General features: G+C 62.6%; 14 protein-coding genes. 11 read left to right on the forward strand and 3 right to left on the reverse strand.

Annotation, left to right across the window (positions count from 1 at the left end):
• Position 1: 1 nt before the first annotated feature.
• Together ACSBOB_RS14930 and ACSBOB_RS14935 are read right to left on the reverse strand one after the other, a co-directional pair.
• Positions 2–2,770, reverse strand: coding sequence for a calcium-binding protein (locus tag ACSBOB_RS14930; protein WP_442583170.1), 2,769 nt, complete (start codon positions 2,768–2,770; stop codon positions 2–4).
• Positions 2,771–3,252: 482 nt separating this feature from the next.
• Entirely contained in the window at positions 3,253–5,055 is a 1,803-nt protein-coding gene (locus ACSBOB_RS14935) for an NAD(P)-binding domain-containing protein (RefSeq protein WP_442583171.1), read from the reverse strand.
• Between the two features lie 709 nt (positions 5,056–5,764).
• Between ACSBOB_RS14935 and ACSBOB_RS14940 the strand changes: the two genes are divergently transcribed.
• The 4 genes from ACSBOB_RS14940 (at position 5,765) to ilvN (ending at position 12,259) form a co-directional block, all read left to right on the forward strand.
• Positions 5,765–8,533, forward strand: a complete 2,769-nt coding sequence (locus ACSBOB_RS14940) for a hypothetical protein (protein ID WP_442583172.1) — start codon at positions 5,765–5,767, stop codon at positions 8,531–8,533.
• Positions 8,488–9,522, forward strand: coding sequence for a hypothetical protein (locus ACSBOB_RS14945; protein ID WP_442583173.1), 1,035 nt, complete (start codon positions 8,488–8,490; stop codon positions 9,520–9,522). Before ACSBOB_RS14940 ends, ACSBOB_RS14945 begins: the two co-directional genes overlap by 46 nt.
• A 329-nt stretch (positions 9,523–9,851) precedes the next feature.
• Entirely contained in the window at positions 9,852–11,603 is a 1,752-nt protein-coding gene (locus tag ACSBOB_RS14950) for an acetolactate synthase 3 large subunit (RefSeq protein ID WP_442583738.1), read from the forward strand.
• A gap of 83 nt (positions 11,604–11,686) precedes the next feature.
• On the forward strand, positions 11,687–12,259 hold the full coding sequence (ilvN, locus tag ACSBOB_RS14955) for an acetolactate synthase small subunit (RefSeq protein WP_442583174.1): 573 nt from the start codon (positions 11,687–11,689) through the stop codon (positions 12,257–12,259).
• 3 nt (positions 12,260–12,262) lie between these two features.
• On the opposite strand, the gene ACSBOB_RS14960 is transcribed toward ilvN, so the two are convergent.
• Positions 12,263–13,489: an adenylate/guanylate cyclase domain-containing protein gene (locus ACSBOB_RS14960; protein ID WP_442583175.1), complete on the reverse strand. Its 1,227-nt coding sequence runs from the start codon at positions 13,487–13,489 to the stop codon at positions 12,263–12,265.
• Positions 13,490–13,651: 162 nt separating this feature from the next.
• Here ACSBOB_RS14960 and ACSBOB_RS14965 point away from each other — a divergent pair, with 162 nt between their 5' ends.
• The 7 genes from ACSBOB_RS14965 (at position 13,652) to ACSBOB_RS14995 (ending at position 22,914) form a co-directional block, all read left to right on the forward strand.
• Positions 13,652–14,248, forward strand: a complete 597-nt coding sequence (locus ACSBOB_RS14965; protein ID WP_442583739.1) for a LysE family translocator — start codon at positions 13,652–13,654, stop codon at positions 14,246–14,248.
• Positions 14,249–14,391: 143 nt separating this feature from the next.
• Complete coding sequence (locus ACSBOB_RS14970; RefSeq protein ID WP_442583176.1) at positions 14,392–15,621, forward strand: efflux RND transporter periplasmic adaptor subunit; 1,230 nt, start codon at positions 14,392–14,394, stop codon at positions 15,619–15,621.
• Positions 15,618–18,830, forward strand: a complete 3,213-nt coding sequence (locus ACSBOB_RS14975; protein ID WP_442583177.1) for an efflux RND transporter permease subunit — start codon at positions 15,618–15,620, stop codon at positions 18,828–18,830. The genes ACSBOB_RS14970 and ACSBOB_RS14975 overlap by 4 nt, the downstream gene beginning before the upstream one ends.
• 100 nt (positions 18,831–18,930) lie before the next feature.
• Positions 18,931–19,545: a nitrile hydratase subunit alpha gene (gene nthA / locus ACSBOB_RS14980; RefSeq protein ID WP_442583178.1), complete on the forward strand. Its 615-nt coding sequence runs from the start codon at positions 18,931–18,933 to the stop codon at positions 19,543–19,545.
• Entirely contained in the window at positions 19,542–20,201 is a 660-nt protein-coding gene (gene nthB, locus ACSBOB_RS14985) for a nitrile hydratase subunit beta (RefSeq protein WP_442583179.1), read from the forward strand. The genes nthA and nthB overlap by 4 nt, the downstream gene beginning before the upstream one ends.
• A complete protein-coding gene (locus tag ACSBOB_RS14990) occupies positions 20,188–20,550 on the forward strand; it encodes a nitrile hydratase accessory protein (protein ID WP_442583180.1) in 363 nt (120 codons plus the stop codon). Before nthB ends, ACSBOB_RS14990 begins: the two co-directional genes overlap by 14 nt.
• A gap of 162 nt (positions 20,551–20,712) precedes the next feature.
• Positions 20,713–22,914 carry a mechanosensitive ion channel family protein gene (locus tag ACSBOB_RS14995; RefSeq protein ID WP_442583181.1) on the forward strand — a complete coding sequence of 734 codons (2,202 nt, stop codon included), beginning with the start codon at positions 20,713–20,715 and terminating at the stop codon, positions 22,912–22,914.
• The last annotated feature ends 9 nt before the right edge of the window (positions 22,915–22,923 follow it).

Genomic DNA, 22,923 nt, shown 5'->3' on the forward strand with positions numbered 1-22,923 from the left:
ATCAGGCCACCACGAAATCCGCAGCGGTGATTGCCGGATTGCCGGTGAGCACGGCGAACTGAATCGCGGCGCCAGCGCCGTTGCCGTCGGCGTCGTAGAAGAGTTTTCCGGTGTCGGTCTCGTAGACGATGTGGTCGTTGGCATCCAGCGCCACGCCGGAGGCGTTTGCCCGGAAATTGCCGTTCGCCAAAGCGCCGGTTACCGTGAGCTTGGTGAAGATCGCGTTCTCGAGTTCGACCGTATCGGCGGCGGCGCTGAAGTCGGCGACCGTGTCGATATTGGCTGCGCCGATCGTTGCGGAAAAGACGAAGGTGTCGGTGCCGCCCAGCCCGTTTAGCGTGTCGTGTCCGCCCTTGCCGTCTATGCGGTTGGAAGTCGCGTTGCCGGTGATGTCCTGGGCGAAGCTGTTGCCGGTCAGATCGATGACGGCCTTGCCGGCGCCGCTGGTGGTGGCCAGATGCTCGACCTGGGAGGTGCTCGAGAGCACGAAGTCGACATTGACCAGCACCTTGTCGCCCGTGCCTTGCCCGGCGCCCTCGATGACCTCGGTGCCGGCGGCATAGATGATGTAGGTATCATCGCCGCCGAGGCCCTTCATCACGTCGGCGACGCCGCCGCCATCCTTGAGGATGTTTTGGCCGGCATTGCCGGTGATCTCCTGGGCAAGGTCGTTGCCGGTGAGGTCGATCGCCGCATTGCCGTTGCTGTTGGTGGTGGCGAGTTGCTCGACATAGACACCCGCGCCGAGCGTGAAATCGACATTGGACATGACCTTGTCGGCCGCACCCTGTGAGGAACCTTCGACGATCTGCGTGGCGGCGCTATAGACGAGATAGGTGTCGTCGCCGGCCATGCCACGCAATGTGTCGCCCGCGCCGCCGCCGTCCTTCAGCGTGTTGACGCCGGCGTTGCCGATGATCTCCTGGACCAGCGCGTTGCCGGTCAGGTCGATCGCGGTGACGCCCGAGGCGTTGGTGGTGGTGAACAGTTCGATGTCTACGTCCTTGCCGAGCGCGTAGTCGACCCGCGCCATGACGCGGTCGGCCTTGCCGTCGCCTGCCAGTTCGATGACCGTGTCCGCGGCGTTGTCGACGATGTAGATGTCGTTGCCCTTCAAGCCTTCCAGCTTGTCGACACCGCCCTTGCCTTCGATCGTGTTGTCGCCCCAGTTGCCGACGATCTGGTTGTCGTCGCTGTTGCCGACCAGCTTGAAGTCGAGCACGTCGGTATAGAGATTGGTGGCTAGGACCTCGATGTTGGCGCCCTCGGTCAGCGTGTAGCTGATCAGCGTCTCGATCCGGTCGTTGGCGCCGCCATTGGCGTCTTCGGTGATGCTGTCGGCGGCGTTCTGCACGACATAGGTGTCGTCGCCGTCGCCGCCCACCATCTCGTTCACGCCCGCCCCGCCGACGAGCTTGTCGTTGCCGTCGCCGCCGAGGATTCTGTCGTCGTCCGAGCCGCCGTTCAGATAATCGTTGCCTGAGTCGCCATAGAGCGTGTCGTTGCCGTCATCGCCATTGATGATGTCGTCGCCGCCGAAACCTTCCAGCGTATCCTTGCCATCAAGACCCGCGATGTCGTCGCGCAAGGCGTCGCCAACGAATGAGTTGTCGTTGCCGTCGCCGGTGGTGACGCGGACGAGCTCGTTGACCTCGGCCGAGATCTGGCCGCCGTCGCCATCGCTGGTGTTGTCCTGCCAGGCGGTGACGAACTTGCCGGACAGAAGGCCGGAGACAGCGGAATTGACATCCATGTCGGCGGAAGCGGTGACGACGAATTCGTCGGTGACGGCGGCGCCTGCCGGCGTATAGACGCGGGCCATGATGTCGTGGTCGGTGCCGCTCAGCTGCCGGGTCCAGCTGACGACGATGAAGCCATTTTCCAGGACGCTGATGTCCGGGTCGCTTTCGACGACGAGCGACGGCGCGTTGACGCGGAGATAGTCGCCGGGGGTTACGTTCAGGCCGTTGCTGTCGAATATCTGCAGCGTGATGCCGGAATTGCCGGTGTCGCCACCGGTCCAGCCGGTGTCCTTGTAGACGACGGCGAAGCGGTCGTTGCCCAGCCCCACCACGGACGATTCCGTGTTGTCGCCGATGTCGCCGATGATGAAGTCGTTTACCTTGGTCGTGCCATCGGCATTGTAGATGCGGGCGCGGATCATCTGGTCCGAAGGGCCGGTGTCGGTATAGGTGACTACATATCCACCGGAACTGAGCGAAGCGACAGCGCCGTCGTTCTGGTCGCCGGCAAGCGGTGTGTTGACCTGGTAGAAGCCAGCGTCCAAATTGACGCCGCTATCGTTGAAGCGGGCCTGATAGACGGTGTCGCCTGTCCCCGTCACGGCAACGAACCCGCCGCCGGTCAGCGCCGTCAACTGCAGGTTGTCGCCGCCGGTCGAGACACTGAGCACGATCTCGTTGCCGATCGCCGTGCCGTCCTGCGAATAGAGGTGTCCACGAAGCCCCTCGCTGGCATCCCGCCAGGCGACCAGAACGTTGCCGTTGTCGAGCAGGATCACCTGCGGCTGGTCTTCAGCCGTGATGGCGCCGTCATAAGGCGTCTTGAAGGTGCCGATGCGCTCGTGGGCGGCATTGTAGAAGTCCACCTCGACTGTGCCGGTATTCAGGGTGCCGCTGTGGTAGGCGACGACGAAGCCGCCGTTTGAAAGGCCGACGACGTTCGGGACGAGCTGATCGCCGGTCTCGAAGCTGTTCGCCTGGAATTCGGTCTTGGTGGTGGAGTACGAATAGGTGCTGGTAACGGCCATGGTCAGTGTCCTGTTGCAAAATGTCGGAAGCGCCGGTGCGCATCGGCGCAGCGACGTCTTTTCGAAGTTGTTATGGGCGAGCTTCTTCCAAGGCCGGACGCTTGGTTCCGGCTTGGACAGCATTCTCGATTGCTAGGCTGGTATGCGCGTAGGCGTGTTCGTCTTGTTCCGCGGGCTTCGGCTCAATTGCCGTGCGACACATCGTTCAGGCCGATGCGACGCCTTTCCCCTCATGCTCCCCCGAGCGGTTTCGACGAACAAGAACCTGCCATGTGCCCTCAGCCTTGAAGAAAAGGCAGAAGGCGTTCTGGCAAGCTCCGCGTGCCGGTGCGTTGATGACGCCCGTTTAGTTTCACTCTGTTTCGAATTAGGTTCGGCGAAGCGAATTTTCGTTTCGAACCTGTTTCACGATGAACAAGACAGCTTCACCCAAATCGACGGTTTGGATGAAGCGCCGTTGCCGTTATCCGGCCAAGGCCGCGCTACCCTTTGTGATGGACTTTCTGCAACCCGTAGACGGGTGTCGGCAAACCTTCCATGCGCGCTTTCAACTGCAGCGACAGAAACTGCGAATAGTGGCGCGACTGGTGCAGATTGCCGCCGTGGAACCACAGCGCCTCCTGCTGCGTCGGCTTCCACATGTTGCGCTGCTCACCTTCCCACGGGCCGGGGTCCTTGGTGGTATTGGAGCCGAGGCCCCAGCATTTGCCGACCTTGTCGGCGACTTCCCTTGAAATGAGATCGGCCGCCCAGCCATTCATCGAGCCGTAGCCGGTGGCGTAGACGATCAGGTCGGCGGGCAGTTCGGTGCCGTCACTGAGCAGCACGGAATGCTCCCTTATCTCCGTCACGTCGAGGCCACTCTTCAGCTTGATCTCGCCGTCGATGATCAACTGCGAGGCACCGATGTCGATATAGTAACCCGAGCCGCGCCGCAGGTACTTCATGAACAGGCCGGATTCATCGTCGCCCCAGTCCAGCATGAAACCGGCCTTCTCCAGCCCGGCGTAGAAGTCGGCGTCGCGTTTCTTCATCTCGGCGTAGAGCGGGATCTGGAATTCGTGCAGGATCTTGTAGGGCAGGGAGGCGAAGATCAGGTCGGCCTTGGCCGTGGTCATGCCGGACCGGACCGCCTTTTCCGAGTAGAGCGCGCTCATGCCGACATCCATCAGCGTCTCGGAGCGCACGATGTGGGTCGACGAGCGCTGCACCATGGTGACGTCGATGCCGGCTTCCCAGAGAGCAGCACAGATGTCGTGGGCGGAATTGTTCGAGCCGATGACCACCGCCTTCTTGCCGGTATAGGCATCGGGGCCAGGATGTTTCGACGAGTGGTGCTGGTCGCCCTTGAATTTTTCCATGCCCTTGAACTTCGGCATGTTCGCCTTGGCCGACATGCCGGTGGCGAGCACAAGCTGCTTGGGTTTCAGCACGATATCCTTGCCGTCGCGGGTGACGGTGACGGTCCATTCCTTCTTCGTGTCGTCGTACGAGGCGCTCTTCGCCTCGGTCGAACCCCAGTAATTGAGCTCCATCACCTTGGTGTACATTTCCAGCCAGTCGCCGATCTTGTCCTTCGGCGAGAAAACCGGCCAATTCTTCGGGAAGTCGATGTAGGGCAGGTGATCGTACCAGACGGGATCGTGCAGGCAGAGCGACTTGTAGCGCTTGCGCCAGCTGTCGCCCGGGCGCTCGTTCTTCTCGACGATGATGGTGGGGACGCCGAGCTGGCGCAATCTCGCGCCGAGCGCGATGCCACCCTGGCCACCGCCGATGATCAGGCAATAGGGCTGCTTGCTGAAACCGAGTTCGGCGGATTCCTTCTCGCGCTCCTCCTTCCATGTCGGGCGGTTGCGGGCCGCGCCGTGCTTTGCGCCCATCGGCCGGCCGAAGCCGGCGGGTTCCTCGAAACCTTTCAGCTCGACCATGGTGGTCAGCAAGGTCCAGATTTTCCCATCGCGCACCCGGATCTGGCCGAAGCCGCGCGCCGCAGTGGTCTCGAAGCTGATCCAGCCTTCCAGCAGGCCGTTGTTTTCGGTGGCGTCCTCGCCCTCGGCGATCGACCAGTTGGACGGTTTTGCCTTGGCCAACTGGCTTTTCAGCATGTCGCGGATCTGGTCGCGACCTTCCATCGTCTTGATGTTCCAGGTGAAGGTCACGAGGTCGCGCCAGTAGCAATCCTCCTGGAAGCACTCGACTGCGGAATCAATATCGCCGACGGCAAGCGCGCCGCCGAATTTGTCGAGCAGGTCCGACAGCTTTTTGTTGGGCGCCTTGTCGAGCATGAAAATTCCTCCCTGGAAAAGGCCGAACGGCTCGCGCGCCTCCTCGCGGCGAACCGGTCGACAGTATGAGCGCAGCGGCGGCCCTCCGTCATGCCCGACCAAAGTCGGGACCAATCCCGAATGTTGTGCCGTGGGCCCGGAGATCGCCCTTCCGTGCCGCGTGAGGCCGACGCGCGCAGTGCGACGTGGTAGCCGAAGTCGTGCGATATGGCGCTGTTCAGGTTGGCGAAGGCCGCGCCGACTGGCCCGATATATGCGGAATGCAGGCTGGATTTGCTCGGGGGCGGTCGGCATCTGCGGGCCGAAGACGCCGGGCGGTTCACCGAGATAAAGCGGAACCGCAAGCGGCGGCGGGCGGGGCATTTCGAGTGAGGCTGCGTGCTTGGGGGCCGCCTATGGGCTGATTCGGTGTTGATCTCGCGATTTTCGGGACGGGGATAAAATGTCAGGTAAAAAGTTCGTGATGGCCAGCTGTCGTTGATTATAATCCATTTATTTCAATGGCTTGATATATTATTCGCCATTTGCGGCGCTGGATTTGTTCCTATTTTGTTTACAATGTGCCGTTTGGCCACATAGTCCGGCTTCCGAAAGGGGAGCCGGTGGCTGCACGGTGCGGCTGCAAAAAATCCCCTGACGGACGCAACGGACGCGGGCGCGCCGCGCAGCCGTCGCGCATGTCAACACAAGTCACCTTTTGAGGAACATCATGGCTCTCCTGCCGGAAACAGAAGATCTGATCGCCGTATTCACGACCCCACCCTCCGACAAACGTATAGCTTTGATCAACGATACGATCCGGGCTCTGATGGGAGGCCCTTCCCCCACCCTCTGGGACAAACTTGATGCCTTCTACGTTCTCGCTGCCCACGAGCCCGAGGCTGCGCATATAAACTGGAAATCTCCCGGCACCCCTGGAACTGCCGGAAGCTACAAGCTCACTCCTTTCTACGGGCCAACATTCATTCCGGATGTCGGCTACAAAGGCGATGGTGCCGACGCTTATATCGACACCAATCTCGCCGGCAACGATCCAGCGGTCTTCACGACCACTTCTGCCGTCATGGGGTTATGGGTTCACGAGAATCCACCCGGCGGGAGTCAATATCTGATTGGTCAGGTAAGTTCGTCGGGCGAGCGTACGGTTTTGGCCCAGAGTGACGCAACAGGATCGCTCGCCGGCCGTTTGGGCAGCGTGGGCGTAGTCGCTCTTGGGAAGGCACCGGTAAACTCGGTCCACCTGACCGTTTCGCGAACCGACAATACCAGCATCACGCGTTATTTCAACGGCAGGAATGCCCAGGCCGTTTCGTCGGCGAGCCCAACCTATTCCGCCTCCAATATCACGCTCCTGAGTCGTGGCACGATCGACTACAGCGGCGCGACGATCTCGGTCGCCTATTTCGGAAGCGGCTTGTCGGCCGAGCAGGTGGCCGAACTCGACAGCATCCTGCGGAACTATCTGAATGAGGTCCAGATATCGGTCCATCCCTACGCGACCCCGGAGCAATTCGGTGCGGTGGGCGACGCCGACCTTGAGGCCGATAAGATTTTCGGTACGGACGACACGGCGGCGCTCGATGCATGCCGGGATTATTGCGCGGAGACCGGCAAGATCATGCTGCTCACGTCGCGTTATAAGTATGTTGGCACGTTCCTGATCGACAAGCCGATCACCGTGAAGGGCACGAATCGCAGCAAGACGGGCATCGGCCTTGAAATCGACCGCACGATGCCTGGTATCCACATCATGGCATCGAACTGTACGTTCGAGCAGATGACGGTGAGTTCCTACAGCAAGGACAATATCCAGAACGGTCAAGGCGACAACGCCACCTGCTTCACGGTTGGCCGTGTGCTTTATAGCCCCGCAGACTACGATGACGGTGCCGGCAATCTCGTCCATCCGCCCTTGCTGACCGGGAACGTGCTGCGCGACATGGACCTGATACGCCCAGCCTATTCGGAGGGCGGGCATGCCATTGCCTATGTCGGCCGCGTCGGCGGCCTTCTTGTCGAGGATATCCTGTTCCACGGACATCAAAATGACGCATCGCCGGCTCAGAACAGCATTCTGGGCGACGCGATCATTGCCCATTGGGGCACTGTCGCAGATCCGTTTCCCGAAGACTTCGAGGGAACCATCATCCATCCCTTGATCATGCAGTGGGATACCGACAAGGATCCTGTCACCTACCACCCGAACAATCTGACCGCCCGGCGCCTGCGCCTGCGCCAGTGCACCCGCCTGTTCGTCTCCTCGGCCGCCTACAATATTCACATCAGCGACGTCGATATGGACGGATATGACGACGGCGCCAAGGAGAACGGGTCGCAGATCCTAAACCTCACCGTCGGCGACGATGCGGACGCCTATGCCCATCCGGACGACAAGGGCAAGGTTTACTCCAACATCTGCGTCGAGAACGTTGTCGGCTGGAACCTCGACGGCGACAGTCCGAACGCGGATGGTGACTCGCTATTCGATTGGCCGGGAGGGGCATCGAGCAAGTATGTCAACGCCGACGGCGAAACTTTCGCCAGGGACGACATCTTCGGCCAGGAGCAGATCGGGCCTGAGACTATCGACCCGGATGGATCTCCGGACAACGAATTCACCGTCGACATAACGGTCAGCGATGATCCGACGGATCAGACGCCTTCCTGCTGGTACAGCCATGAAGATGACCTCAGCTCCAAGATTGCCATGGACGCGACAGTGCTTAACGCGACTACCATTCGTGTAACCTTTCGCAACGACGGCTCGGCGCCGTTCAATCTCAAGGCCGGAACCGTGACGGCATTTGTCTCCCGACAGAGACTCGAGCGCCAGCCACTGTGGACCGGGTGCAGTTTCTCCAACTGGCGGCTGTATGGGTTGGGTGGCACCGAAGACCTTTTTCGCTTCCGCAACACCCGCGCGTACGCGAAATTCGACAACATCGACGCCCGCGCCCTGGGGTGCGTGGAAGGCCTGGAAATCAGAAGCGCTCTCGGCCGCTACGACTTCCGGGACTGCATCATTCCGGGCAACACATACTTGTCCGCGGTCGACGGCGCGAGTTTCACCAACTGCACGTTCGAGAATACCGATATCGTTTCGCTGGCAGTTGCCAGCGCCGCAGATTTCGCTCGCGGCGATGTCGTGCAGGGAGCTTCAACTCAGGTGAAGGGCACGGTTTATCTGGTAGACCTGCCAAATAACATCCTTCGAGTCCGCCTAGCTTCGGCGCCGTGGAACATCTTCTCGGGGAGCGAGCCGATTGTGGGTGGGGGAACTCCCATCAGCGGCGAGATACTGAACAAGCTCGACGGGGAGGGGCAGCCGACTGCCCCCAGCACCACGATCAATCTGAACGGCGTCGGCAGCGTCTCCAACAGAACGGTAATGATACAGGGAGACGTGCTCGAAGCGACTTTGGAAACCGCACCTTGGCCGGTGACGATGTTCTCCACCTCGATGCAGGTTTCCTTCTGACGGATGTCCGTATCGGCGACAAGATCACTTATGACGGAGGAGTTGTATATGCGACAAGGTACAGCAACCATACCGAAAAAAAGGTATCGATCACCCCGGCACCTGCATCGGCACCTGCGTCGGCGGTTTTCAAGCTCGAGCGAATGAGCAGGAACATCCAGTTCGACAATTGCGAGATCGTGGGTGGCCGGTACGGCCTGGATATCTCTGGTTCGGAGGGTGTCCAGATACATGGAGGCATGATCAGGGACTGCGGCCAATATGGCGCGCTTGTCCATACCGGCGCGATCGTCGACATCGACGGAACGACTTTCTCCAACAGCGGCGTCATGAGGGTGAAGCTGAGTCCGAGCGCTGCCACCCGTGACGTGGTCGTTGGCGCTCAAGGCACGCTGCGTGCCGACAAGCTGATCTTCAAGGATGGCCAGCGAGTGAACTACAACTTGCTGGTAGATGTTGATGCTATCGGCGGCTATCTGCGAGACAGCATCTTCGTGCCTCTTGATCCCGACTCGATCGGGAAGCCGCTGACCGCCCACGCTTCAATCTCGAGCGATACATTCCAGTTTTCCGGGAACCGGGACGCGAAAGGTAGGTCGGTATTGCAGTCAGGAACCTGGGTACCCGACCTGAGGATTGGCGGCGTAGGCACGGGTATCACCTATGGCGCACGATTGGGCACCTACATGGTTTGGGAGGACAGCGTATCCATCGATTGGGATATAACCCTCACAAGCAAGGGCTCGAATACCGGTCCCGTTTCAGTTGCCGGTCTGCCGTTCGATCAGGATGAGGATACCGCCAACACAGTCGGTATGACGGTTCTCTCTGCAACCTCAGGCCTGACCGGAACGCCGCTTTGCCGGGTCGCCAATACCGTGATCGAATACGACCAATCCAGTGCAACTGGCGCGGTATCGCTGACCAACGCTGCCTTGACCAATACGACCCGCTTCCGGGGATCCGCCGTCTACCGGCGCGAACCTTGATACCCCTCTGAAAGCGAGTTCGACTTTCCAAATCTGCCTCTGTCGCCGGCCCAGCAATGGGCCGGCGATTTTCCCGTTGACAGTTCCCGTTCCTCGCCCCTATTGTCCGCCCCCATGAAGACGATCCTCATTCTCGTAGGAAGGCGCATGGGCAAGGCGGTGTAACCGCCGGGCGAATTCCACCCATGCGCACCAGACAGGCTCCCTCCCGGGGGCCTTTTTTATTGCCCTCAACACGACTAAACGACCAGCACACGCCGACGAAGGCGAGAACAGACGGGACTGCAGCGATGACGAGCATGGCAAAGATCGAAACCGGCAGGCGCGAGATGACGGGCGCCGAAATGGTCGTCCAGGCGCTCAAGGACAATGGCGTCGAGCATCTGTTCGGCTATCCAGGCGGCGCGGTTTTGCCGATTTACGACGAGCTTTTCCAGCAGGAGGATGTTCAGCACATCCTCGTCCGCCACGAGCAGGGGGCGGGGCACGCCGCGGAGGGTTACGCCCGCTCGACCGGCAAGGCCGGCGTCATGCTGGTGACCTCGGGGCCAGGCGCCACCAACGCGGTGACGCCGCTGCAGGACGCGCTGATGGATTCGATCCCGCTGGTTTGCCTGACCGGGCAGGTGCCGACCTCGTTGATCGGTTCCGACGCTTTTCAGGAATGCGACACCGTCGGCATCACGCGGCCCTGCACAAAACACAACTGGCTGGTGAAGGACGTCAACGATCTTTCGCGCATCATCCACGAGGCTTTCCACGTCGCCACCACCGGCCGGCCTGGCCCCGTGGTCGTCGACATCCCGAAGGACGTGCAGTTCGCCAAGGGCATCTACACGCCGCCGCAGACGGCGCCGCGCATGAGCTACCAGCCGAAGGTGCAGGGCGACCTGGAGAGGATCAAGGAGGCGGTGGCGCTGCTGGCTTCGGCGAAGAAGCCGGTCATTTATAGCGGCGGCGGCGTCATCAATTCCGGTCCGGAGGCGAGCCACCTGCTGCGCGAGTTGGTCGACCTGACCGGCTTCCCGATCACCTCGACGCTGATGGGGCTCGGCGCCTATCCGGCGAGCGGCAAGAATTGGCTCGGCATGCTCGGCATGCATGGCACCTACGAAGCCAATCTGGCAATGCACGATTGTGACGTGATGCTGTGCGTCGGCGCGCGTTTCGACGACCGCATCACAGGGCGCCTCACCGCCTTCTCGCCGAACTCCAAGAAGATTCACATCGACATCGATCCGTCCTCGATCAACAAGAACGTGCGCGCCGACGTGCCTATCATCGGCGATGTCGGGCGCGTGCTGGAAGATCTGGTGCGGCTGTGGCGGGCGACGGCGAAAACCGACAAAAAGTCCCTCTATCCGTGGTGGGAGCAGATCGCGCGCTGGCGGGCGCGGGATTCGCTCGCCTACAAGCCGAACGACGACGTGATCATGCCGCAATATGCGATCCAGCGGCTGTTCGATCTGACGCGCGACAAGGACGTCTACATCACCACCGAAGTTGGCCAGCACCAGATGTGGGCGGCCCAGCATTTCCATTTCGACAAGCCGAACCGCTGGATGACCTCGGGCGGGCTGGGCACGATGGGTTACGGCCTGCCGGCCGCACTCGGCGTGCAGATAGCCCATCCCAACTCGCTGGTCATCGACATCGCTGGCGACGCTTCCGTGCAGATGACGATGCAGGAGATGAGCTGCGCGGTGCAGTACGAGGCGCCGATAAAAATCTTCATCCTGAACAACCAGTATATGGGCATGGTACGGCAGTGGCAGCAGCTTCTGCACGGTAACCGGCTGTCGCATTCCTACACCGAGGCGATGCCGGATTTCGTGCTGATGGCGCAGGCCTATGGTGCGCATGGAATCCGCTGCGAGAAGCCGGGCGATCTCGACGACGCAATCCAGGAGATGATCGACGTGAAAAAGCCGGTGCTGTTCGACTGCCGTGTGGCGAACCTCGCCAACTGTTTCCCGATGATCCCGTCCGGCAAGGCGCATAACGAGATGCTGTTGCCGGACGAGGCGACCGACGAGGCGGTCGCTAATGCGATCGACGCCAAGGGTCGGGAACTGGTGTAGCCCTGGATTGCGGGCCGCTCGTGACTGGCGGCCCATTTCATTCCGCAAGAAAGTTCAGTCTGTCCGCGAAAGCAAATTTCATCATGAACGCCCAGCTTCAGCCCACCGGCTCCGCCTATTTCATCGCCCGCGAGACGGAGCGTCCCGAAACGCATACGCTGTCGGTGCTGGTCGACAACGAGCCGGGCGTGCTCGCCCGCGTCATCGGCCTGTTCTCGGGGCGCGGCTACAACATCGAAAGTCTTACGGTTTCGGAGACCGAGCATGAAAAGCATCTGTCGCGCATCACCGTGGTGACGCGCGGCACGCCGCATGTTCTCGAGCAGATCAAACATCAGCTCGAACGCATCGTGCCGGTGCACCGTGTGGTCGACCTGTCGGTCAGGGCCGGCGAACTCGGACAGGACAAGCCGCTGGCGCGCGAACTGGCGCTGATCAAGGTCGCAGGAACTGGCGACGAGCGCGTCGAGGCGCTGCGGCTGGCCGAGGCGTTCCGGGCGAAGGTGATCGACGCCAATACCGAGCATTTCATCTTCGAGATCACCGGCGCCGTCACCAAGATCGAGCAGTTCATCGCCATCATGAAGCCGCTCGGGCTAGTCGAGGTCTGCCGCACCGGCGTGGCGGCGATGAACCGCGGCCCGCAGGGGATGTAACTCCTATCGGTTCTGAAGGATCGCCGGATCGAGGGTGTAGAGATGCTTGGCGCTGCCGACGCCGCGCAGTGCGAAACGTCCCACCGACACGAAATCGGTGCGCTCCTCCTCGGGCAGCAGGCTGATAAATTCGGACGAGCACAGGATCCGGCGATCAACCGAATGGCACATGGCCGCGATGCGGCTCACTTCGTTGACGGCCGGACCGACAACCGTGAAATCGAGGCGGTCGGGGCTGCCGATATTGCCGTAGTAAACATCGCCGAAATGGACGCCGAGATGGACATTCGCGGTCGGCAACCCCTCGGCTGCGCGCCTGTCTGACAGATCGCGCAGCTTTTGTCCCAGTGCTCGCCCCGCGGTCATCGCGGCCATGGAGGCGTCCTTCAGATCAGGACCGGAGAAGATCGCCAGCACGCCGTCGCCGATCAGCTTCAATACGTCGCCGCCGGCATCGTGCACGGAGCCAATCACCGCCTCTGCGTAGTCGTTCAGCAGGCTTATCATCTGGTCCCATGGCACCTCCTCCGAAAGCCGTGTGTAGCCGGTAAGGTCTGAGAACCACAGGACTGCGCTGATCTTCTCGACGCGGCCGCGAACGATGCCGCCCTGCAGCACGCGGCGGCCGGGGTCGCGGCCGAGATATGTTTCTACCAGCGTATTGGCGAGCCGCGTCTGGGCCGCCAGGCGAAGCGCCAGCGCAAGCTGGGTGGTGAGCCTTTTGAGCGCGTCAATGTCGGGATCGCTGAATCCTTGCGGCGCGGCGGTTGTCCATCTGGCGTAGAATCCGTCTGCGTCCTCCACGCTTGGCGCATCGCGCAATCGATGGACAACAGCGAGATGGTCTGTCTGGCCGGCTACCCGCAATTCTTCGAGTTGCGGGTAGCCCAAGGTCTCGCCATCAACCAGGCGGCAGCGCATATAGGTTTCGCCGTCTCGCAACATGTGAAAGAAAGGATTGCGCTGCCAACTCTCCCAATTTGCGTCGTCGTTGCGGATGGGCTGAAATTCGTTGTCGCGAAAATTGGCCCCAGGGTCTTCTTCCCAAATCAAGGCTCGGCCCTCGTAGAGCGGATGCAATGTGTCGATGATGACGAGCCCGCCGCTGAGAAGGCAACCCGCGGCGATGCATCGTTGCGAGAAACCGCGTACGAGTGAGGCTTCGTCCGCGCCAGCCAAACCGGTCTGCGCCAACCAGTCTAGAATCGAGTCAACGGATTCAGGCAGCATCGAATCTTGTTAGCACGGCGGTGGGATGGGCGAAATCGATCCTGCCAGTTTGTGTAGGCTCGTTGGACAGCAGCCGAGAATATTGTCTCGATTACAAGTTAGAGATCGACCGGTTGCCGTTAATAGGTCAGTATAACTGACGCATTTCGCATGTTGTCACCGATGCCCTACGATACGTTTCTCGCTCTGCTAGTCTACGCCTTCGTCACCTCGATCTCGCCGGGGCCGAACAATCTCATGCTGCTGGCGTCCGGCGTGAATTTCGGCTTCGTGCGGACGATCCCGCATATGGTGGGGATCGCCATCGGCTTCCTCGTGCTTCTCTTGGCGGTGGGCTTCGGGCTGGGCGCCATCCTGACCGCTTTCCCAGCGCTGGAACTGGCATTGAAGGTCGCAGGCGGGGCCTATCTGCTTTATCTCGCCTGGAAGATCGCGATATCGCGGACGCTCGGCAATGCCGGCGACGGCAAGGCGCGGCCGATGACGTTCCTGGAAGCGGCCGCGTTCCAATGGGTCAATCCGAAGGCCTGGGCGATGGCGGTCGGCGCGATGTCGCTGTACACCAATCATGCGCAGCCTTTCCTGTCGGTGCTGGTCATCGGCTTCGCCTTTGCCGCAGTGAATTTCCCGAGCGTCTCGACCTGGGCGGGTTTTGGCGTGGCATTGCGCGGGTTCCTCGATGATCCGGTCCGGCTTAAGTGGTTCAATATCGCCATGGGATTATTGCTGGCGGCCACGCTGTGGCCGATGCTCCGATAGTCCAAGCACGCCGGCACTGGCTATTAAATGTTCTTAATGTAGCCTGAAGGCCGCTGTTCGGCCTCTCCGCGCGACTATCTATCGGGGACATGACCCTGGCGCAGACGAATCCGCCGGGCCGCCAGTTGCGGGATCCCCGAACGATGCGTCGCAAAGCCTTGTTTTCGATGCTCCTGCTTGCCTGCGCCGTTGCGGCGCTGCTGGCCGCGTCGCCGTCGACATTAGGCAAGGTGCGCCAGATGATCGGTCTCGATCATGCCGCCCCGACCGGCGGACGCCAAAGGCAGCAGGCTGCAACCGTCACCACGGCGACGGCGACGACAGCGGATTTCCCGATCCGTCGCTATGCGATCGGGTTTGTCGTTTCTCCGGCGGTGGTCGAGGTCGGCGCGCGGGTTTCGAGCCAGGTCACCGCGATCGAGGTCAAGGACGGGCAGATGGTGGCGGCCGGCGACGTGCTGATCCGGCTCGACGATCGCGAGCTTAAGGCGGCAGTCGACCGCGACCAGGCGACGCTTGACAAGGACCAGGCGCTGCAGGTCAGCGCACAGGCCGACCTTGTGCGGGCGAGGGACCTTGCCAACGACAAGTCGGGTACCCAGCAGGCCTACGACCAGGCGCTCGCGGCCGAAAAATCGGCGGCGGCGACCGTGGCGGCAGACCAGGCGGCGATCGACGCCGACCAGGTGCAGCTCGAATTCGCGACCATCACCGCGCCGATCGCCGGCAGGTTGGGGCAGGTGAACACGACGGTCGGCGACCTTGTTGGCCCGAATACCGGCGGCACGGCCATACAGGCGCTGGTGACGGTCACCCAGATGGACCCGCTGGAGGTGCAGTTCACCCTGCCCGAAAGTGAACTCGCCCTGCTGCAGAAGGGGCTGGCGTCGCCATCGCCGCCGACGGTCACGCTGCACAAGGACGGCGACCCGACGCCGATCGGCACGGGCACTGTGGATTTCGTCGATTCCAGCGTCGACACCGCGTCCGGCACCATCTCGGTGAAGGCCACCGTCCCCAATCCTGGCTTGACGCTATGGCCCGGCCAATATGCCGACATCATCGTGGAAGCCGGCGTGATGCCGGGGCTGGTGTCCATCCCGACCGTCGCCGTTCAGGCGGGCCAGCAGGGTCCGTTCGTGTTCGTGGTCAAGCCCGACGAGACGGTAACGATCCGACAGGTGACGATCGCGGTGAACCAGGGCGTGAACAGCGCCGTCAGCGAGGGTCTGAAGAGCGGCGAAAAGGTAGTGGTCGAGGGGCAGATACGTCTGACCGAGGGGGTGAAGATCCGGGAGGGCAAGGCCGGCGACACGGCAGGGCAGAGCGAGCCCGCCGCGGCTTCGGCAAACTCCGGCGGCACAAGCCCATGATCTTCGAATTCTGCATCCGCCGGCCGGTCGCGACGCTGCTGATGTCGTTCGCACTCGTCCTGGGCGGGCTGTTCGCCTACAAGTTCCTGCCGGTGGCAGCGCTCCCCAGCGCCGAGTTCCCGGTGGTCAACGTCTCGGCGCAACTGGCGGGCGCTTCACCCGAGACCATGGCGACTTCGGTGGCGACACCGCTGATAAAACAGTTCGCCACGATTGCCGGCATCGATTCGATATCGACCACCAATTCGCTGGGCTCGACCTCCATCGCCATCCAGTTCGTGCTCAACCGTGACATCGACGCGGCGGCGGCCGATGTGCAGGCGGCGATCGCCCGCACGTTGAAGACTCTGCCGCCGCAAATGACCAGCCCGCCGAGCTATCGAAAAGTCAATCCGGCCGACCAGCCGATCCTGCTGATGGCGCTGGTCAGCGATACGGTGCCGCTCACCGATCTCGACGCCTTCGCCCAGAACGTGATTTCGCCGTCGCTGTCCACCATCGACGGCGTCGCGCAGGTGTCGATCTTCGGCAGCCAGAAATTCGCGGTGCGCATCCAGATCGACCCGACGGCGCTGGCGGCGCGCGGCATCGCCATCGACACGCTGCAGAACGCCGTGGCGCTCGCCAACAGCAACACGCCGCTCGGCACGCTCACCAACGACCGCCAGCAACTGACCATCACCGCCGACACGCAACTCGACAATGCGGCCGCCTTCTCCGACCTGATCATCGCCACCCGCGACGGGCATCCGGTGCGGCTCGGCGAGGTGACGCGGGTGATCGACTCGGTCGAGGTTGACACCACGGCAAGCTGGTACAACGGCACGCGTGCCATCCTGCTCGCCGTGCAGCGCCAGCCGGACGCCAACACCGTCGACGTGGTCGACCGGGTCAAGGCGATGCTGCCGTCCTTCAACGACCAGTTACCGGCGGCGGCGAGCATAAAGCTGCTTAACGACCGCTCCACTTCGATCCGCTCGGCGGTGACCGACGTGCAGTTCACGCTGGGCCTCACCATCGTGCTGGTCATTGCGGTGATCTTCCTGTTCCTGCGGCGGGTGACGGCCACGATCATCCCCGCCGTTGCCGTGCCGATCTCGCTGATCGCAACGCTGGGGGCGATGTATCTGTTCGGCTTCTCCATCGACAACATCTCGCTGATGGGCCTGACGCTGGCCGTCGGACTGGTCATCGACGACGCCATCGTCATGCTGGAGAACATCGTCCGCCACATGGAGGAGGAGGGGCTGTCGGCCTTCGACGCAGCGATCAAGGGCGCGCGCGAGATCGGCTTCACCATCGTCTCGATCTCGATCTCGCTGGTAGCGGTGTTCATCCCGGTGCTGCTGATGGGCGGCGTGGTCGGCCGCATCTTCAACGAATTCGCCGTGGTGGTGACGGTGGCGATTCTTGCTTCGATGTTCGTGTCGCTGACCTTGACGCCGATGCTGTGTTCTAGGCTGATCAGGGTGGAGAAGAAGGCCGGGGAGGGGACTGATGCAGAAACGGATGCCCCCTCCACCGCCTTCGGCGGTCCCCCTCCCCCGCTTCGCAAGGGAGGATTCGCAGCGGAGCCGGTTGATCCTCCCCCGTTTACGGGGAAGGGGGACCACGCGAAGCGTGGTGGAGGGGGCTTCTTCCTGCGCGGCTACGACCGGATGCTGCGTGTCTGCCTGCGTTTTCGGCCGCTCGTCGTGCTGGTCTTCTTCGCAACGACGGCACTGTCCGTTTGGCTGCTTATGGTATCGCCAAAAGGGTTTTTCCCGCAGGAGGACATCGGGCAGCTCTCGGTCACCACCGAGGCGCGGCAGGATGTTTCCTTCGACGCCATGGTCAGGCTGCAGGCTGAGGTGGCTGACGTCTTCGAGCACTCGCCCTATGTCGGCAATATCGCTTCGTCGGTTGGCGGCGGCGGGGGAGGCGGGTCGACGCCGATGAATAACGGCCGCCTGTTCGTCGAGCTGAAGCCCAAAGACCAGCGGCCCGACCTGGAGAAGGTGCTTGCCGATCTGCGCCGCCAGCTTGCCGAGATACCCGGCATCAACACCTACATGGTGCCGGTGCAGAACTTGAACATCGGCACGCGCGCTTCCAAGAGCCAGTATCAGCTTGTGGTGCAAGGACTGGATACGGACGCCACGGATCTGTGGGCGCAAAAGCTTGCGGACGCGATGAGCGGCGACCGCCGAACCTTCGTTGACGTGACGACCGACCTCACCAACAACGCCTTGCAGGCGACGCTGGTGATCGACCGCGACAAGGCGGCGTCGCTCGGCATCGACGCCGATACTTTGCGCTCGACGCTCTATGGCGGCTTCGGCACCGAGCAGATTTCGACTATCTACGGCTCCGCCGACAGCTACCAGGTCATCCTCGAACTCGATCCTCAGATCGACTGGACGCCGGAGCGCATCCAGGGAATTCGCGTGCGCACCGCCAGCGGCAGCCTGGTGCCGATCGGCGCCTTCGGCCATGTCGACCGCACCGCCGGGCCACTGACGGTCAATCAGCTCGGCCAGCTTCCGGCGGTGACGATCTCCTACAATTTGCCGCAAGGCGTGGCGCTGGGCGACTCGGTCACCCGCATCAACGCGCTCAAGCAACAGATCGACATGCCGCCGGCGATATCGACCACCTTTGCCGGCACGGCCAAGACGGTTCAGGATTCGCTCGCCAACCAGGGTTTTCTGATCGGCGGGGCGATCCTGACGATCTACATCGTGCTCGGCATCCTCTACGAAAGCTTCATCCACCCGCTGACCATCCTCACCGGCCTGCCGTCGGCCGTGCTCGGCGCGTTGCTGGCGCTGATGTTGGCCGGCATGGACGTGTCGATCATCGCCATCATCGGCATCCTGATGCTGATCGGCATCGTCAAGAAGAACGGCATCATGATGATTGACGTGGCGCTGAACCTCAGGCGCGAGGGCATGGCGCCGGACGACGCCATCCACCGCGCCTGCCTGATGCGCTTCCGGCCGATCATGATGACCACACTTGCAGCCCTCATGGGTACGCTGCCGATCGCGCTCGGCGCCGGTGCCAGCGCCGAACTGCGCCAGCCGCTGGGCGTCGCGGTGGTCGGCGGACTGGTCGTCTCGCAGGCGCTGACGCTGTTCATCACGCCGGTGATCTATATCTACATGGAGCAGTTTTCGGGCTGGCTGCTGGGGCTTTCGCCGTCGCGATCCGGCCAGCGGATCGCATAGGGCCGTCTCTCATCTCTGCATTGAGCCACCGGCCGCTGGCGCAATTCCTCGCCGCTGGCGGCGACTTGTTTACGCGCCGAACCAATCCTAAACTCACGGCATGTCCCACGATCACGACCACCATCACGACAACGATCTCGATCCCATGGCCGCGCGGGTGCGGGCCTTGGAGACGATCCTGACCCGCAAGGGGCTGGTCGATCCGGCGGCGATCGACGCCATCGTGGAGACCTACGAGACAAAGGTCGGGCCGCGCAACGGCGCGCGCGTCGTGGCGAAGGCGTGGAGCGATGCGAGCTTTGCCGACTGGCTGAGGCGTGACGCGACGGCGGCAATCGCCTCGCTCGGCTACAGTGGCCGGCAGGGCGAGCACATGCAGGCGGTGTTCAATACCGACAAGACGCACAACCTCGTCGTCTGCACGCTGTGCTCCTGCTATCCGTGGTCGGTGCTCGGCCTGCCGCCGGTCTGGTACAAGGCGCCGCCTTATCGCAGCCGCGCCGTCATCGATCCGCGTGGGGTTCTTGAGGAGTTCGGCCTAACTCTGCCAAACGACAGGAAAATCCGCGTCTGGGATTCGACCGCCGAGCTGCGCTATCTCGTCGTGCCGCTTCGTCCGGTCGGTGCCGAAGGCTGGGACGAGGAACGGCTTGCCGATCTGGTGACGCGCGATTCGATGATCGGCACCGGACTGGCGCTGGAGCCGGCGGCATGAACGGGCCGCACGATCTCGGCGGCCAGATGGGGTTCGGGCCGGTCGCGCCCGAGAAGGACGAGCCGTATTTTCATGGCGAATGGGAGAAGCGTGCGCTCGGCGTCACGATCTCGGCGGGCGCGATGGGCGCCTGGACGACCGACGAGAGCCGGCACATGCGGGAATCGCTGCACCCGGCCGACTACTATTCGTCCAGCTATTACGAGATCTGGATCAAGGCGCTGGAGCGGCTGCTTGTCCGCCACCAATTCGTGACGGATGAGGAGCTGGCGAAGGGCGAGGCGCTGTCGCCGGCGACCACACCGAAGCGGGTATTGAAGGCCGAGAACGTCGCAGCGGTGCTGGCGAAGGGCGCGCCCTGCGACCGGCCGGTCGAGGCGACGCCACGCTTCAAGGCGGGCGACCGGGTGCGGACGAAAAATTTCAATCCGACCGGCCACACGCGGCTGCCGCGTTATGCGCGGAGCAAGGCGGGCGTCGTCGAAGCGGTGCGCGAGGGATACGTGTTTCCCGACACCAACGCGCATGGCGGGGGCGAGCAGCCGCAGCATGTCTATACGGTGGTGTTTTCCGCCGGCGAAATCTGGGGCGAGGGCGCCGACCCGACGCTCACCGTCTCGATCGACGCCTGGGAGAGTTATCTTGAACCGGCGTGAAACGGCGCTTGCGCTACCGGACGGGATCGACGAACCAGTTTTTGCCGAGCCTTGGCAGGCGGAAGCTTTCGCGCTCGTGGTGGCGCTGAACGAGGGCGGCGTGTTTTCGTGGAGCGAATGGGCCGAGGCGCTTTGCGCCGAAGTGCATCGCGAGGATGCCGCGCATGATGGTCACGACTATTACGACCATTGGCTGGCGGCGCTTGAAAAGCTGCTGGCGAAGAAGGACGTAGCGTCGCCTGCCGAAGTCGAGGCGCTGGCGGCGGCATGGGAGCGCGCGGCACATGCCACGCCGCATGGAAAACCGGTCCTGCTGGAGAACGATCCGCAGCGTTCGTTGGCGGGATAGCTCGATAGGGCATGTACGACGGATAGGCCTCAATCCGGCTCAAAGTTCATCACGACCTGGCAGCGCGCATAGCATTGCGCGGATGCACGTGCGCGATATGCTGGCTGGAATCGCGCCTTGACGTCCGATTGCGCGCAGGAAGCCGTGTTGAAAGCGACCATCATGACAGTTCGTGCCGCCTTCCTGAAACTGGCGTTCGTTCTCGCGCTGGGGTTGTTTGCCGCTGCGATCCCGGCCTCGGCGCAGACTGCGGCGCCACCGGCCGCCGCGGACGCTCCGCCCAAGGAAAAGCTCGACCAGCTGATCCAGCTGCTTTCCGATCCGGCGATCAAGCAATGGGTGGAGAAGCAGGCGCAGGCTGCGCCGCTCACGCCTCAGCCCGAGGCCGCTGCAGCAGCCAGTGGCATGCAGGAATCGCCGATGTCGGCGGCGCTTGCCCGTGTGAAGACGCATCTGCAGCGCCTCGCGGCGGCCACGACGCGCCTGCCGCAGGAGTTAGAGCGCGCCCGCACCATCATGATGCTGGAGTTCGCGGATCGTGGCCTTGTCGGCATCGCCCTTTTGATCGCCTTTTTCATCGCGGTGGGCGCGGCGGCTGCCAGACTGACCCATTGGCTGACGGCCGGGCTGCGGCGATGGACGACCGCCCAGCCGAAGAACACGCCGCAGGGCAGGGCGAAGAAGTTTGGCGGCCGGTTCATTTTCGGGCTGCTCAAGGTCGGTGCCTTCATGCTGGGAAGCGCCGGCGCCTTCCTGCTGTTCGACTGGCCGCCGCTGCTGCGCGAGATCGTGCTGCTCTATTTGTCCGCGGCGATCGTCACCTGGGCGATGGTCACCTTCCTGCGTTTTTCGCTGATGCCGCCGCATATCAGCGTGGCGGATGCGATCGAGGTGCGGGCTTTGCCGATGACCGACGCGCGGGCGATGCACTGGTATCGCTGGATCGGCGTGGCGACCGGCGTCTTCATGGCCATCGCCGCGACCTTCACGCTGCTGCCGACACTCGGCTTCGACCAGGATAGCGTACTGGCGATCGCCGTTCCGATCGACCTGCTGATGCTGGCGATCGCGCTCGGCGCGGTGTGGCTGCGTCCCAAGGCGGAACTGGGAGGCGGAGCCACGCAGGGCCAGATCAGCCCGACGGCGGCGACATGGCTGCTCACCGTCTATTTCATCCTGCTGTTCCTGATCCGAACCAGCGGGGCGTTCATCCTGTTCTGGTTCGCTGTGGCGATCGTGGCGCTGCCGGGGATCATCCTGATGATGCATCGGGCCGTACATTACGTTCTGCGCGCACCGCAGGGTGGCACGGACGCCAAGCCGGTCCCGGCCGTGACCGTGGCTGTGATCGACCGCGGCATCCGCATCGCGCTGGTGGTGCTCGCCGCCTACCTGCTGGCCAATGTGTGGGGCCTCGACATGCAGTCGATGCGCAACGCGGATGCGACGCATACGCTGATCCTGCGCGGCATACTGAACGCGGCGGTGATCGCGCTCGCGGCGGATTTCGGCTGGAGCATCATCAAGGCCATCATCGGGCACAGACTGGGCGTGATGACGCCGCCGCCAGCCGCCGACGGCGAGGAGCATCACGCGGTCGATCCGCAGCAGGCGCGGCTGCGCACGCTTCTGCCCATCGTGCAGAACATCCTGTTCGCTGCGATCGTCATCATGGCGATCCTGATGATCCTGTCGTCGGTGGGCATCCAGATCGGGCCGCTGATAGCCGGCGCGGGCGTGGTCGGCGTGGCGATCGGTTTTGGCGCGCAGACGCTGGTGAAGGACATCATCTCCGGTGTGTTCTACCTGCTCGACGACGCATTTCGCGTCGGCGAGTACATCACCAGCGGCAAATACATGGGCACCGTGGAGAGCTTCAGCCTGCGCTCGGTGAAATTGCGCCATCATCGCGGGCCGCTGTTCACCATCCCGTTCGGCGAACTGGGGGCGGTGCAGAATTCGAGCCGCGACTGGGTGACGGACAAGTTCAACATCACAGTCGGCTTCGACACGGACCTGGAGGCGGCGCGCAAGCTGATCAAAAAGATCGGCCTGGAACTGGCGGCGGACCCGGAATATTCCGCTGCCGTTATCGAGCCGATCAAGATGCAGGGCGTCCAGGGTTTTGGCGAATACGGCATCGATCTCAGGATCAAGATGACGACAAAACCCGGCGAGGGGTTCAGCATGAAGCGCAAGTTCTACGTGCGCATCCGACAGGCTTTCAAGGACGCCGGCATCGTCCTGCCGTCGCCGACAGTGCATGTCCAGCAGGATGAGGCGGCGATTGCCGCGGCGGCGCAGAACCTGGTCACCCGGTCGCGCAAGAAGAAGGCTGCCGCGGCAGCGGCGGAAGGGGAGTGAGCGACAGGA

The sequence above is a fragment of the Mesorhizobium sp. KACC 23794 genome, from assembly GCF_052180275.1.
Lineage (GTDB): Bacteria > Pseudomonadota > Alphaproteobacteria > Rhizobiales > Rhizobiaceae > Kumtagia.